This is a genomic window from Allokutzneria sp. A3M-2-11 16, assembly GCF_024213555.1.
In the GTDB taxonomy this organism is placed as follows: Bacteria; Actinomycetota; Actinomycetes; order Mycobacteriales; family Pseudonocardiaceae; genus Allokutzneria.
Genome location: NZ_JANAVO010000003.1, coordinates 464276 through 477665 on the forward strand (window position 1 = coordinate 464276; position 13390 = coordinate 477665).

At 71.4% G+C, this 13390-nt stretch carries 12 protein-coding genes; 8 read left to right on the forward strand and 4 right to left on the reverse strand.

Going from position 1 to position 13390, the window contains the following annotated elements; genetic code table 11:
* Positions 1-192: 192 nt before the first annotated feature.
* Positions 193-1053 carry an NAD(P)-dependent oxidoreductase gene (locus NLX83_RS23920; protein ID WP_254237366.1) on the reverse strand — a complete coding sequence of 287 codons (861 nt, stop codon included), beginning with the start codon at positions 1051-1053 and terminating at the stop codon, positions 193-195.
* An 81-nt stretch (positions 1054-1134) separates the two neighbouring features.
* On the opposite strand from NLX83_RS23920, the gene NLX83_RS23925 reads away from it, so the two are divergent.
* Entirely contained in the window at positions 1135-4059 is a 2925-nt protein-coding gene (locus NLX83_RS23925) for a BTAD domain-containing putative transcriptional regulator (RefSeq protein WP_254237367.1), read from the forward strand.
* Between the two features lie 9 nt (positions 4060-4068).
* Positions 4069-4953 carry a hypothetical protein gene (locus NLX83_RS23930; protein ID WP_254237368.1) on the forward strand — a complete coding sequence of 295 codons (885 nt, stop codon included), beginning with the start codon at positions 4069-4071 and terminating at the stop codon, positions 4951-4953.
* 15 nt (positions 4954-4968) lie between these two features.
* On the opposite strand, the gene NLX83_RS23935 is transcribed toward NLX83_RS23930, so the two are convergent.
* Together NLX83_RS23935 and NLX83_RS23940 are read right to left on the reverse strand one after the other, a co-directional pair.
* The gene (locus NLX83_RS23935) at positions 4969-5280 is read right to left on the reverse strand and encodes a transcriptional regulator (RefSeq protein WP_254237369.1); all 312 of its coding nucleotides are present in this window, start codon (positions 5278-5280) and stop codon (positions 4969-4971) included.
* A gap of 107 nt (positions 5281-5387) precedes the next feature.
* Positions 5388-7565 carry a putative bifunctional diguanylate cyclase/phosphodiesterase gene (locus NLX83_RS23940; protein WP_254237370.1) on the reverse strand — a complete coding sequence of 726 codons (2178 nt, stop codon included), beginning with the start codon at positions 7563-7565 and terminating at the stop codon, positions 5388-5390.
* A 202-nt stretch (positions 7566-7767) separates the two neighbouring features.
* On the opposite strand from NLX83_RS23940, the gene NLX83_RS23945 reads away from it, so the two are divergent.
* The 3 genes from NLX83_RS23945 to NLX83_RS23955 all read left to right on the forward strand — a co-directional run bounded on the left by NLX83_RS23945 (position 7768) and on the right by NLX83_RS23955 (position 9646).
* Positions 7768-8370, forward strand: coding sequence for a TetR/AcrR family transcriptional regulator (locus NLX83_RS23945; RefSeq protein WP_254237371.1), 603 nt, complete (start codon positions 7768-7770; stop codon positions 8368-8370).
* A gap of 125 nt (positions 8371-8495) precedes the next feature.
* Positions 8496-8951 (forward strand): hypothetical protein, encoded by a 456-nt coding sequence (locus NLX83_RS23950; protein WP_254237372.1) that lies wholly within the window; start codon positions 8496-8498, stop codon positions 8949-8951.
* A 29-nt stretch (positions 8952-8980) separates the two neighbouring features.
* Positions 8981-9646 carry a lysophospholipid acyltransferase family protein gene (locus NLX83_RS23955; protein ID WP_254237373.1) on the forward strand — a complete coding sequence of 222 codons (666 nt, stop codon included), beginning with the start codon at positions 8981-8983 and terminating at the stop codon, positions 9644-9646.
* A gap of 186 nt (positions 9647-9832) precedes the next feature.
* On the opposite strand, the gene NLX83_RS23960 is transcribed toward NLX83_RS23955, so the two are convergent.
* Complete coding sequence (locus tag NLX83_RS23960) at positions 9833-11212, reverse strand: aminotransferase-like domain-containing protein (protein ID WP_254237374.1); 1380 nt, start codon at positions 11210-11212, stop codon at positions 9833-9835.
* 16 nt (positions 11213-11228) lie between these two features.
* Here NLX83_RS23960 and NLX83_RS23965 point away from each other — a divergent pair, with 16 nt between their 5' ends.
* The 3 genes from NLX83_RS23965 to NLX83_RS23975 all read left to right on the forward strand — a co-directional run bounded on the left by NLX83_RS23965 (position 11229) and on the right by NLX83_RS23975 (position 13373).
* The gene (locus NLX83_RS23965) at positions 11229-12125 is read left to right on the forward strand and encodes a DMT family transporter (protein ID WP_254237375.1); all 897 of its coding nucleotides are present in this window, start codon (positions 11229-11231) and stop codon (positions 12123-12125) included.
* Positions 12126-12304: 179 nt separating this feature from the next.
* Positions 12305-12508, forward strand: coding sequence for a cold-shock protein (locus NLX83_RS23970; protein ID WP_086827168.1), 204 nt, complete (start codon positions 12305-12307; stop codon positions 12506-12508).
* A gap of 88 nt (positions 12509-12596) precedes the next feature.
* On the forward strand, positions 12597-13373 hold the full coding sequence (locus NLX83_RS23975; RefSeq protein ID WP_254237376.1) for a hypothetical protein: 777 nt from the start codon (positions 12597-12599) through the stop codon (positions 13371-13373).
* Positions 13374-13390: the final 17 nt, after the last annotated feature.

Consider the following 13390-nt stretch of genomic DNA (forward strand, 5'->3'; position numbering starts at 1 on the left):
GTGGCATTTGTTTCGCCAGACGTAACCAATGCCGCATTGGTTACGTCTGGCGCCACCCCGGGCCCCGCCAACGATGCCCTGAACGACCCGTTGAGGGCGTTGAGTGCCCCGAACGACCCGTTCAGGGAACCTAACGCCCCGAATGCGGCGTTGGGTACGGCCCGCCCACCACAGCCTTACGTGCTGAATGAGTCATTCGGGGTGGACGCGGGGGCGGAGGAGTTCGATCACGCTGCTGGCGCTGTCCTCGGCGTGTCCGTCGGCGGCGCGCCGGTCCATCAGCTCCTTGAGCGGCAGCAGGAGGTCCGGGGCCACCCCGGCGGAGCGGCTGGCGTGGACGATGTTGCCGAGCGCGACCTGGTTGATCGCCACGCTGGACGCGCCGTGGGCGTAGTCGCGCTGGTCGACCTCGCGCGCCACGTCGGCGAGGAAGGCGACCATCCCGTTGAGCCAGGTCGTGGCCAGCGGCAGGAAGTCCTGGGCCGGGACGCCCAGCATCGCGACGGCGTGCAGGAACCCGCCGAGCGTCGCGTACCCGGCGGAGAGCAGCCCCAGGTCGTGGAACTCCGCCACCCCGGCGTCGGTGCCGAGGAAGTGGCTCGCGCCGAAGCTGTCCAGCGCGTCGCGGTGCTCGTCGAAGACCTCCCGCGAGCCGCTGTAGATGACGAAGGCGCCAGGCGTGCCGATCGCCTCGGGCACGGCCATCACCGCGCCGTCCAGGTAGTCGACGCCTCGGGAAGCCGCCCACGTGGCCAGTGCGCGGGCCTCGTCCGGGGAGCCGGTGGTCAGGTTGACGACGGCCTTGCCCGCGGCCACCGGCTCCAGCAGCTCCCGGGCGGCGGCGGTGTCGAAGACGCACACGATCACCACGGGGCTCGCGGCGACCGCGTCGGCGACGGTGTCCGCCCGCGCGGCCCCTTGCGCCACAAGGGCTTCGGCCTTCGCCGGGGTGCGGTTCCACACGGTCACCTCGTTGCCGGACCGCAGCAGCGCGGCGGCGAGCGCGGACCCGAGGCTGCCCAGGCCGATCACGGTCACCTTTTTCGTGCTCATGGTGTCTCCCTAGCTGGTGTTTCGCTGTCCGGATACCGTCGCCGGGGGCGCTGTCGGTTTCCTGTCGCTAGGCTGTCGGCCGTGCGTTTCGGGGTGCTGGGCCCGCTTGAGGTGCGGTCCGCGGACGGAGACCCCGTTGGTGTCCCCGAGACCAAGGTCCGCGCGCTGCTCGCCGACCTGCTCGTGCACCGGGGCCGGGTGGTGTCGGCGGACCGCCTCGCCGAGGACCTGTGGGCGGAGCGCCAGCCCGCGAATCCCCTGGCGTCCTTGCAGACCAAGGTGTCCAGGCTGCGGCGCGCGCTCGGCGGCCTCGTGGAGTCCCGCCCGCCCGGTTACGTGCTGCTCGTCGAGCCGGAGGCGGTGGACCTCGGCCGCTTCGAGGCCCTGCTGCTGCGCGCCCGCAGGGCCGACAACGCCCGTGTCCGAGCCGATCTGCTGACCGAGGCGCTCGGCCTGTGGCGTGGTCCGGCCTTCGCCGACTTCGCCGATGAGGACTTCGTCCGGCCTGCGGCCGAGCGCGCGGAGGAGCAGCGGCTGACCGCCCTCGAATGGTTGGCGGAGGCGCGGTTGGAGCTGGGCGAGCAGCCAGACCTGGCGCAGCTCGTCGCCGAACACCCGCTGCGGGAACGGTTGCGCGCCGCGCACATCCGCGCGTTGTACCGCGCGGGCAGGCAGAGCGAGGCCATCGAGCACTACGAAGACCTCCGCGCCCGCCTGGCCGGTGAACTGGGGCTCGATCCCGGGCCGGAGCTGGTCGCCCTGCACTCCGCGATCCTCCGGCAGGATGCCGCGTTGGCGGCGTCTCCCGTGCGGCGCAGCAACCTTCCCGCTCCGGTGACCGATATCGTCGGCCGCTCGTCCGCCATCGCCGAGGTGCGCGAACTCCTTGCGGCGAAACGACTCGTCACGCTCACCGGTACCGGGGGAGTCGGCAAGACCCGCCTCGCGGTCGAGACGGCGGCCCAGCTCGTTGAGTCCTTTGTGGACGGTGTGTGGCTCGTCGAGTTCCGGGACGACGACGAAGTGGTCGAGGAGATCGCCTCCGTGCTCGGCATCCGAGACGACGCCGCGCCCGTGCCACTGCTCGACCGCCTCGTGGATTCCTTGCGGGACAAGCACATGCTGCTCCTCCTGGACAACTGCGAGCACGTGGTGGAGCCGGTGGCGCGCCTGGTCGAGGTGCTGCTGCGCACCGCGCCGTCGCTGCGTGTGCTCGCGACGAGCCAGCAGCCGATCGACATCGCGGGCGAGACGCAGTGGACCGTGCCGACGTTGGACATCGCCGACGCCACAAAGCTTTTCGCCGAGCGTGCGGCCGCGAGCGGTTACGCGGTCGACCCGTCCATGCCCGAGGTCGCGCGCTTGTGCAAACGTCTGGACGGCATTCCGCTGGCCCTCGAACTCGCGGCGACTCGTGTTCGGGTGCTGGGCGTGCACGAGCTCCTCGCGCGACTGGACGATCGTTTCAGCGTGCTCACCTCTGGCCACCGGGGCGCACCGCCGCGCCAGCAGACGCTCCGCGCGATGATCGACTGGAGCTGGGACCTGCTCACCGAGCCGGAGCGCGTGGTGCTCCGCCGCCTCGCCGTTCACGTCGACGGCTGCACACTGGAAGCCGCCGAGGCGGTGTGCGCCGCGGACGTCCTGGCCCCCTTGGCGCGCTTGGTGGATCGGTCGCTGGTGGTAGTGCTCGACGGCCCGCGCTACCGGCTGCTGGAGTCCGTCGCCGCGTACTCCGTCGAGCGCTTGGCCGAAGCGGGCGAGCTGGACGCCGTGCGGCGGCGGCACCACGACTACTACGCCGGACTGGCCACGAGCGCCGCGCTGCGCGGACCCGACCAGCGCGAGTGGGTGCGGCGCCTGGACCGCGAGAACGCCAACCTGCGGCAGGCGCTGGACTTCGGCGGGGACATCCGGCTGGCGAAGGCGCTGTCCTGGTACTGGTACCTCAGCGGGCGCATCAGCGAGGCCAGGCGGGCCTTCGAAGCGGTGCGCGAACCCCTTGACCCCCGGTCAAGTGCGTGCCTCGCGGGCATGTCCGTCCTCAGTGGACAGAACGTCGAGATCCCGGAGACCGACGACCCGGAGAGCCAGTGGTTCCTCGGCTTCGCGCTGTACCGCAGCGGTGCTGACCTGTCGGCCAGCGAGCGGTTGATCGAACGCGCCTTGGCGGGTGCCACCGACCAGTGGGGGATCGCCGCGGCGCTGAGCGTGCGCGCGAGCCAGGCGCTCGTCCGCGGCGACCTCGATCGAGCGCGCGAGGACGGAGAACGCGCCCAGTCGCTGTTCTGCGAACTCGGCGACCAGTGGGGGCAGCTGCAGACCGTCTTCCCGTTGGCCGCGCTCGCCGAGATCTCCGGCGACTACGCGCGGGCGGAGCGCCTCAACCGCGACGGCCTGCGGATGGCCGAGGAGCTGCACCTGTGGTCGGAGGCGGCCGACCGACTCACCGGCCTCGGCAGGCTCGCGCTGCTGACCGGCGACTTCGCCGCGGCCGAGGACCTGCACGAGCGCGCCAGGAAGCTCGCCGCGCGGCAGAGCTACCGGGCCGGGGAGATCCACGCCGAGATCGGCCTCGCCCTCGGCGCCCGCAGGCAGGGCGACCTGGACACCGCCGAGAACCACCTGCGCGGGGTCTACGAGTGGAACCGGCACTCCGCCTTCGACCCCGGCAATGCGCTGATCCTCGCCGAGCTGGGCTTCGTCGCCGAGCTGCGGGGCGATGCCGACGCCGCGCTCGCCCTGCACACCAAGGGACTCGCCGTGGCCCGGCGCATCGGCGACCCCCGCGCCATCGCGCTCGCCCAGGAAGGGCTGGCGGGCGCGCATTCCCTCACCGGCGACCACGAGTACGCCGCCCGCCTGCTCGCCGAAGCCGCCGCCGCGCGCAACGCCGCGGGCGCCCCGCTGCCCTCCGCCGAACGCGGCGACGTCGACCGCGTCCGCGCCCGCCTGCGAAGTGACGGAGTTTCAACTGCGGCCCGCGATCCCGCGCGCGACCGGTAACTTCCCGCCATGGACGCGTTGTGTGAAGCCATAGACCTGTTGCTGCCGGGGGAACGGGTGCTGTGGACCGGCCGCCCCGTCCGGTTCCCCGGCTTCGTCATCCTCGACGTCCTCATCGCCCCGCTCGGGGTGGCGACGCTGGTCTACAGCGGGTTCGTGCTCCGGGACCTCTACCTCGACGGAGCCGCGCCCATGCACTTCGCGGCGCTGCTGGCGGCGCAGATCGCGTGCGTGTTCCTCGTGGTGGGCAGGCCGATCGTGCGCCACCTCGACCTCCGCGGCACCACCTACGTCGTGACCGCGCACCGGGTGATCGTCGCGAGCACGCCCAACCTCACGCGCTCCGTCCGCACGGCCTACCACTCGGACCTCGACGCGCCCCAGCTGTCGAGGCGGTTCGACGGTTCCGGCACGATCAACTTCGGTGACACCTTCGGCCATGGCGAGCTCAGGCACTGGGAGCTCATCCACGAGCCGTTCCGGCTGAAGGCGGTGCCGGACGCCGCCAAGGTCCGTGATCTGCTCGTCGCCGCACGACGGGAGGCGGAGCCGGTACGGGCCCGGGGCAGCGCGGGAGAAGAGGTGCTCTGGACGGGAAAACCGTTGCGGCACGGTGTTCTCGGCACACCTGAGCTGATCCTGATCCCGTTCGGTGCCCTCTTGTGCGGCTTCGGTGTGCAGAGGCTGGTCGACGATGCCCCCGGGGTCTACTTCCTCGCGGCCGTCGCCATGGCGGTCGCCGGTGCCTGGGTCGCGGTGGGCGTGCGGGCCACGGTGGCGCGGTGGCTGGTGCCGAAGAACTGGCGGGAGTGGCGACCGGTCGCGATCGAGCACGTGGCCGACGCGGAGCGGGTTCGCGATCTGGTCTTCCGGGCGAGGCACGCGTCGTCCTGAGTGGACGGTGGGGCCTCAGGCGACCGGTAACGCGCCCCTGGTCATCCGGTGCAGCGCGGCGATGTGGCTGTCCAGGGCGCGCTTGCCGGGCCGGGTCAGGGTGATCCACGTGCGCACGCGGCCCTTGCCCGCCGCGGGTGCCTTGCGCAGCACGACGTAGCCGGCCTCCTCCAGGATGCGCAGCTGCTTGCTCAGCACCGAGTCGCTGACGCCGAGCTCCTCGCGCAGCGGGCGGAACTCGCCCTCCTTGACCCCGGCCAGGAACGAGCAGATCTGCAACCGGTGGGCCGGATGGACTATCGGGTTGAACGCGGGACGGGTCTTCACAGGGCCTCCAAGCGTGTCCCGACCACACATACTCACCACGCCTGGGACGGTCAAATCCCTCCCCTTGCGGGTGTAGGCAAATGCGTGGTATGTCGCCCCGGTCGCGGCTACCGGATCTCCTGCTCCCGGTGGGAGGTCAGCATCGCGCTCAGCTCCTGGGCGGAGACGGGTTCGCCGAAGAGCGGGCCCTGGGCGAAGCAGGCGCCGATCCCGCGCCACCACTCCAGCTGCTCCCGGCTCTCGATCTCGCCGACCACCACCCGCGCCCCGGACCGGGTCAGCGCGGGGACCAGGAACCGGACGCTGGTCCGCAGCGCCTCATCCGCACTGTCCTCAGTGGACAGACGGCGGACCACCCACGGGGCCACCCGGACCAGGTCGGCGTTGAGCGAGCCGGAGACGCCCAGGTTGGCCAGGCCGCCCTCGAACTCGTGCAGCGCCATCAGCACGCCCATGTCGCCGAGCACCCCGGCGTTCTCCTCCGCCTCGTCCCGGTGCTGGCGCAGCGAGGTCATCGGGATGCCCAGCCGCAGCCGCGACGCGCTCATCCCGCAGTCGGCGAGCGCCATCCGCACCGTCGCCGCCAGGTCGGGGTCGCGGGCCTGCAACGGGGTCAGGTTCAGCAACAGCCCGGGCGTTTCACCGTCCATAGTGGACGGCCAGGAGGCGGCGACCAGGCACGCCTCGCGCAGCACCGACCGGCCGAGCGGCAGGATCATGCCGGTCTCCTCGGCCAGTTCGACGCACCGCTCGTGCGGCAGCACGCCGTGCTCCGGGTGGTTCCACCGCAGCAGCGCCTCGACGAAGGCCACCTCGTGACCGGGCAACCGCAGCACCGGCCGGTAGACGACCTCGAACTCGCCGTTCTCCTCCGCGCCGGGGATGGAGGCGGCCAGCCGGGTGCGCGTCCTGGCCTCGGTGTCGTGCTGGGCGTCGAAGAGCTCCCACTGGCCCTTCCCGCCCGCCTTCGCCCTGCGCAGGGTGATGTCGGCGGAGCGGAGCACCTCCTCCGGCCGCAGGTTCTGGCTGTTGGCCTGCACCACGCCGATGCTGGCCGAGACCGCGACACCCACCCCGTCGACGTAGGTGGGCTCGGCCAGCGCGGTGTTGATCAGCACCGCGAGCCTGCCGGGGTAGGGCGTGTCCTCGGTGTTCTCCAGCAGCACGGCGAACTCGTCCCCGCCGAAGCGCGCCACCACGGCGTTCTCGTCGGCGAAGACGTGCTCCAGCCGCTTGCCGGTGACCTGGAGCAGTTGGTCGCCCACGCGCGGGCCCATCCCGGCGTTGATCACGCCGAACCCGTCGAGGTCCAGCTGCAGCACGGTCACCCCGAGCTGGGGGTCCATCCGGGCGAGCGCGGTCTGCAGCCGCGAGCTGAACAGCTGCCGGTTGGCCAGCCCGGTCAGCGCGTCGTTGAGGGACTGCTGGCGCAGCCGCTGGGTGAGCATGTGGACCTCGGTGGCGTCCTCCACCATCGTCACGATGTGGCCGGGCATCTCGTGCAGCGCCGACACCGCGAGGTAGGCCAGCACCGCGTCGCCGTCCCTGGTGGCCAGCATCCGCCGCACCCGGAACCGGTCCCGCGCGCCCTCGGCCAGCTCGCGGTAGGCGTGCCGCAGCGAGTCCGAGCCCTCCTCCTGGAACAGCTCGTAGAGGTTCAGCCCGGTCAGCTCCTCCTGCGAGTAGCCGAGGATCTCGGTCAGCGCCGGGTTGGCCTGCACGATCCGGCCGTCGAAGGAGGTGAGCGCGATGCCGACGCCGGAGGAGGTGAACACCTCGCGGAAGCGGGCCTCGGAGGCGCGCAGGTGCCGCTCTGCCTCCTGCTTCGCCCGCAGCAGCGCGTCGGTGATCTGCTGCTGCTGGTGCAGCGTGCGCTCGCGCATCGCCCTGGTGTAGCTGGTGGCCAGCCCGCCGAGCAGCGCGAGCACCCGTGAGGTGAGCCGGTCCGCGCCGTCGCCGAACACGTCGAGCAGCCCCTCGCCGAGCACCTCGACGCTGCGGCGCAGGCTGTCCGGGCCGGTGAAGTTCGCCCGCACCATCCGCTCGGCGACCTCGTCCAGCAGTCCGGTCGCCGCCTCGCCCGCGTCCATCGCCGCCACCAGCAGGGCCAGCAGCTCGTGCGTCAGCCGCTCGACCTCGCCTCGGGTGAGCGGGGTGTAGTTGCTCGCGGTGACCGCGTCCGCCCAGGTCCGGGCAAGCCTGATCACCGGGGTGGACACCGCGCTCTCGCGGGTCACCTCGGTTGCGGCGGGCTGCCGGGAGTCGTCCGGATGCGGCGTACTCATCGCGGCTGGCGGTCTCCGGTGCCGGTGCCCGCGGCGGACGGGCGGACGAGCGGTTCCACGAACACACCTCAAGGCTTTGCCATCGTGGCAAAAGTCTAGCGATCTCCGGTGGGGTGCGCGTAGGGCGGACCGGGATCCGCCCGGGTGAGTTCCCCGGTCGGCCGCGTGCCGGGTCCGCAAGCGGGTGCTTCAAGATAGGCCGGTGGGCGTCGGGAATGTCAGAGGCAAACAGGACCGCAGGGCCGAACTGCTCGCGATCGCGGGCCGGCTGTTCGCCGAGCGCGGCTTCGCCACGACGACCGTGCGCGAGATCGCCGACGCCGCGGGCATCCTCTCCGGCAGCCTCTACCACCACTTCGACTCGAAGGAGTCGATGGTCGACGAGATCCTGCGCGGGTTCCTCGACCGGCTGCGCGCGGCCTACGACCGGGTGCTGGCCGAGGAGACCGACCCGCGCGCCGCGCTGACCGCGCTGATCACGGTGTCCTTCGAGTCGATGGACACCGACGGCGACGCGATCGCGATCTTCCAGAACGAGGCCGCGTACCTGTCCCAGTTCGAGCGCTTCGGCTACTTCGAAGGGGTGACCGCCGAGCTGGAGGGCTGCTGGCTGGGCGTGCTGGAGCGCGGGCAGCGGGACGGGGTGTTCCGCGCCGACCTGCGGGTGCCGCTGGTGTACCGCTTCATCAGGGACACCGTCTGGGTGGCGGTGCGGTGGTACGACCCGAAGGGCGCGCTCGGCGCCGAGGAGATCGCCGCGCAGTACCTGACGATCCTCTGTCAGGGCATCGTCGCGCAGCGTTAGTGCGTTCGGGTGACGGCTATGCGCAGCTCACCGTTGGGACACCAATGGGTCACGGCCATTAACACGGACGGCGGAATCGCCGACGATTCAGGCATCCGGCTCCGACGAGACCGCCTGGAGCGCCCATGCCACCCCATCACCGCGGGTTCCGTGACACCTTCGCCTTCATCGCAGGCACCGCCGGTGCCTCCGCCGCCGTGTTCAGCATCGCGGTGTGGGAATGCGCACCCCTGGTCGGCCTGCCGTTCGGGCTCGGCTTCGGCGTGGTGTTCGGCCTGCTGGTGACGCCGCTGGTGATCAGCGTGACCAGGCGCGTCCCGGTCGCGGCGGGCGGTGACGAGCTCGTGGTGGCGCTGAACGACCTGCTCAGGGGCCTCGGGTATGGTGCGCCGGAGCGGCTGGCCGAGGACACCCTCGGCTACGCGCCCGCCAGTCGCAGCCGGATGCGCTGCCGCCACCTGAGCGTGCGGCTGGGCGAGCGCGAGATCACCCTGACGGGCCCTCGCCGGGTGGTCTTCTCGGTGCTACGGGGGCTGTCCGGGCGGGCCCGAGGAAACAGAGCGGTAACGGGACAGGAATAGGATCGGTGGCCTCACCCCAGGAGGCACACTTGCTCTACCAGCTGATGAGACGGGTCCTGAGCCCGCTGGCTCGGCTGATCTTCCGCCCGCGCATCGAGGGACTGGACAACGTTCCGCAGAACGGCGCGGTCATCCTCGCGAGCAACCATCTGTCCTTTGTGGACAGTCTGGTGATCCCGCTGATCGTGCCGAGGAAGGTCGCCTTCCTCGCCAAGGCGGAGTACTTCCACGGCAAGGGCGTCAAGGGCGCGATCGCCCGCTGGTTCTTCACCATGATCGGCCAGATCCCGGTCGAGCGCGGGCGCGGGCGCGCGGCCAAGGACGCGCTGGACGTGGCGATCAAGGTGCTCGCCGGGGGCGGCGCGTTCGGCATCTACCCGGAGGGCACCCGCTCCGAGGACGGCAGGCTCTACCGCGGCAAGACCGGCGTCGGCCGGATCGCGCTCGCCAGCGGAGCCTCCGTGGTCCCGGTCGCGCTCATCGGCACCGAGCGGATCCAGCCCATCGGCAAGAAGATGCCCCGCCCGTACCGGGTCACCGTGCGCTTCGGGGAGCCGCTGGACTTCTCCCGCTACGAGGGCATGTCGCACTCCACGGTCATCCACCGCACGGTCACCGACGAGATCATGTACGCGATCCTGGAGCTCTCCGGCCAGGAGTACGTGGACACCTACCACCAGCGCAAGGCCGCCTGACCCAGCGCGGGTTGGCCGGTCTTCAAGTACCGCGCACCCCCTCTTCAGCCGTCTCCAACCGCCCCTAACCCCCATTCGCAGCGCGGGGGTTAGGGGCGGTTTGCGGTGGTGTGGGAGGGGGTTCGGTGTACTTGAAGACGGGGGAACCCGGCTGGGACGGGAGGGGCGGGTGATCGGCGGTGCCCGTCAGGTGAGGGTGGCGAGGGCTTCGGCTAGGCGGCGGACGCCTTCGTCGAGGACTTCGGGGGAGGCCGCGCCGAAGGTCAGGCGCAGGTGGGCGGCGGGGGGTTCTGCGGCGTACCAGGGGCGGCCGGGGAAGACGACTACTGAGCGAGTTGCCGCTGCTGCGGTGAGGGCAGCGTCGTCGATGCCGTCGGGCAAGCGCGCCCACACGTGCAGGCCGCCCTCGGGCACCATCGCCGGCTCCACCTCCGGCAGCCTCCTGCGCAGCGAGGTCAGCAGCGCATCGCGTCGTTCTCGTAGCGCGCCTTGCAGCTTTCGCCGATGCCGGTGCCACGCGGGCGAGGTCACGAAGTCCAACGCGGCGTCCTGCAACGGTCCCGCCACGAAGAAGTCGTCGAGCACGCGCGCGGTGCGCAACCGCGTTCCGGCCACCCCGCGCGCCCCGACCGCGGCGACGCGCAGGCCAGGCGCGGCGGACTTCGTCAACGACCGCAGGTAGACCACGTGGCCGTCCACGTCATCGGCGGCCAGCGGACGCGGCGGGTTGGGGGCGATCGTCAGGTCGCGCGCCCAGTCGTCCTCCAACAGGAACGCACCCGCCTCGCGCACGGCGTCGAGCACCAGGGGCCGTCGCTCCGCGGAGAGCACAGCGCCGTGCGGGTTGGCGTAGAGCGGCTGGCTGTAGAACAACCGCGCTCCCGTGCGCCGCAACGCCGCGGCAAGCAGGTCCGGCCGCACGCCGTCCGCGTCGGCGGGAACGGGGATCACGCGAAGTCCGGCGTGCCGCGCTGCGGCGATAGCGCCCAGATAGGTCGGTGCCTCGACGAGGATCGGATCGCCCGGTTTGGCGAGCGCGCGGAAGGCCGTGGTCAACGCGGGCTGTCCACCCGGGCACACGACCATGTCGCCCGTGCGCAGCGCTCCGCCCGCCTCGGCGGCGAACCACGCCCTGAGCCCGTCGCGGCCCTCGACCGGACCCCGTTCCCAGGACGTGGGGTTGCGCGCGGCGCGGGCCAGCGCCGCGCCGAGCGGGCCGACCGGTTGCAGCGCCGCGTCGAGGTAGCCGCTGGACAGCGGGATGGCCTCCGCGCGCGGCACGGCCAGCAGCTCCGGCAGCGCCTCCTCGCCGCGCGGCTGGTCGCCGAGGGCAACGGTCTGCCACGACAGGTCGGGCGCCGCGGGAGGAGCGGGTGGGCGCGCGAGGAAGCTGCCCTTGCCGGGGACGGAGTCGACCAGTCCCTCGGCGACCAGCACGCGGATCGCCCGCTGCACCGTGACCGGTGAGACGTGGTGCCTGCCCATCAGCTCGCGCACCGAGGGCAGCCGGTCACCCGGGCGCCCGGCAGTGATCCTCGTCCGAAGATCACCGATAACGCCATTCATCGCGTTATCCTCATTCATGAGAGAGCAGAGTAACGTTATCGAGCGGAACCGGATAACACCCGGCCTGCTGCTCGGCTCGCTGGGCGTGCTGGCGTTCAGCTTCTCGTTGCCCGCGACGCGCCTCGCGGTGGCGGGCCTCGACCCCTGGTTCGTCGCCTTCGGGCGCGCGGTGGTCGCGGGCGTGCTCGCCGTCGCCTACCTCCGGTTCACCGGCGCGCCGCGGCCGAGCCGGAGCCAGTTCAGCCGCCTCGCCGTCGTCGCTTTCGGCGTGGTCGTCGGCTTTCCGCTGTTCACCTCGCTCGCACTGGTCACGCAGACCGCATCGCACGGCGCCGTGGCGGTCGCGCTGCTGCCCGCGGCCACGGCCGTGTTCGCGGTGCTGCGCGCGGGGGAGCGGCCGTCGCGGACGTTCTGGTTCGCCAGCGGCGGCGGACTGGTCGCGGTGCTGGCCTTCTTCGTGGTGACGGGCGGGGCGGGCGGCGGCTTCGAGCCCGCGGACCTGTTGCTGCTGGCGGCGATCGTGGCCTGCGCACTGGGTTACGCCGAGGGTGGCGCGCTCGCCCGGGAGCTCGGCGGGGCGAGGACGATCTGCTGGGCGCTGGTCGTCGCGCTCCCGGTCACCATCGCGGTCACGGCAGTGGTGTTCACCGTCGGCGATTTCCCGGACGTGGGCACCTCCTCGCTCTTCGGCTTCGGATACGTCAGCGCCGTCTCGATGTTCCTGGGTTTCTTCGCCTGGTACGCGGGCCTGGCCAGGGGCGGTGTCGCCAGGATCGGTCAGCTGCAACTGGCCCAACCGGTTCTCACGTTGCTCTGGTCGGCCCTCTTCCTCAACGAGAACCCGGGTTTGCCCGCCGTGGGCGCGGCCGTGATCGTTTTGATATGCGTCGCCCTCACCCAGCGGGCCCGCTGACCGTGCTAGGGTTGCCCTAGTTGCAGTTGTGTTACCCATGGATTTAGGGCGCCTGCGAGAAGTTCCGCGCAGGCGTTTTGTTTTGCCGGGGTGTGATATGTCCGGGGTTCTAGGGTGAGCATGCCGCGACTCAGGGCTCGCGAAGCGGGTCCTGACGGTCTGTTCTACACGGAGTGAAAATGGCTACTGGTGTTGTCAAGTGGTTCAACGCGGAGAAGGGCTTCGGCTTCCTGACCCCGGATGGCGGTGGCGCTGACGTCTTCGCCCACTACTCGGCGATCGAGGGCAACGGCTACAAGTCCCTGGATGAGGGCCAGAAGGTCGAGTTCGAGATCGGCCAGGGCCAGAAGGGCCCGCAGGCCAACAACATCCGGGTCATCTGAGCCTCGGACGGTCTGAACTGACGCGTGGGCCCGCACCACTTCGGTGGTGCGGGCCCTTTCGCTACGCGGCGCGGCTCGGGGGGCCGATATGGCGGACTGGTTCCAGCGGACGTTCGTGGAGGCGGGCAGGCTGCCGCTGCTGTGCTTCCTCGCCGGCATGGTGTTCGGGTTCGCCTTCATCCGGATGTCGGTGCGGCTGATCCGGGCGAAGGTCCGCTGGTGGCCGGGCAACTTCACCCCGGGCGGCCTGCACATCCACCACGTGGTCTTCGGCGTGGTGTTCATGATGATCGGCGGGGTCGCCGCGCTGGCCATCCCGGACGACCACGAGGGCTGGCGGGCGACGGCGGCGGTGGTCTTCGGCATCGGCTCGGCACTGGTGCTCGACGAGTTCGCGCTGATCCTGCACCTGCGCGACGTGTACTGGACCGAGGAGGGCCGGATCTCCGTCGACGCCCTGTTCGTGGCGTTCGCGCTGACCGGGATGCTGCTGCTGGGGCTGCGGCCGCTCGGGCTGGACGAGGCCGCGGCCTGGGTGACCCCGGACGAGCCGGGGGCGATCGCGCTGACCGTGCTGGTGATCCTGGCCGACCTGGGGCTGGCCGTGGTGACCCTGTTCAAGGGCAAGGTGTGGTCCGGGCTGCTCGGGCTGTTCATGCCGGTGCTGCTGGTGGTGGGGGCGCTCCGGCTGGCCCGGCCGTCCTCGCCGTGGGCGCGGTGGCGCTACCGCGCCGACACCCCCGGCGGGCGCCGCAAGCTGGTGCGGGCGCGCTGGCGGGAGCGGCGGCTGCGGGTGCCGGTGATCAAGGTGAAGATCTGGGTCCAGGAACTGCTCTCGGGCAGGCACGACGAGCCGTCGACCTGATTTGCCGCCGGTTCTAA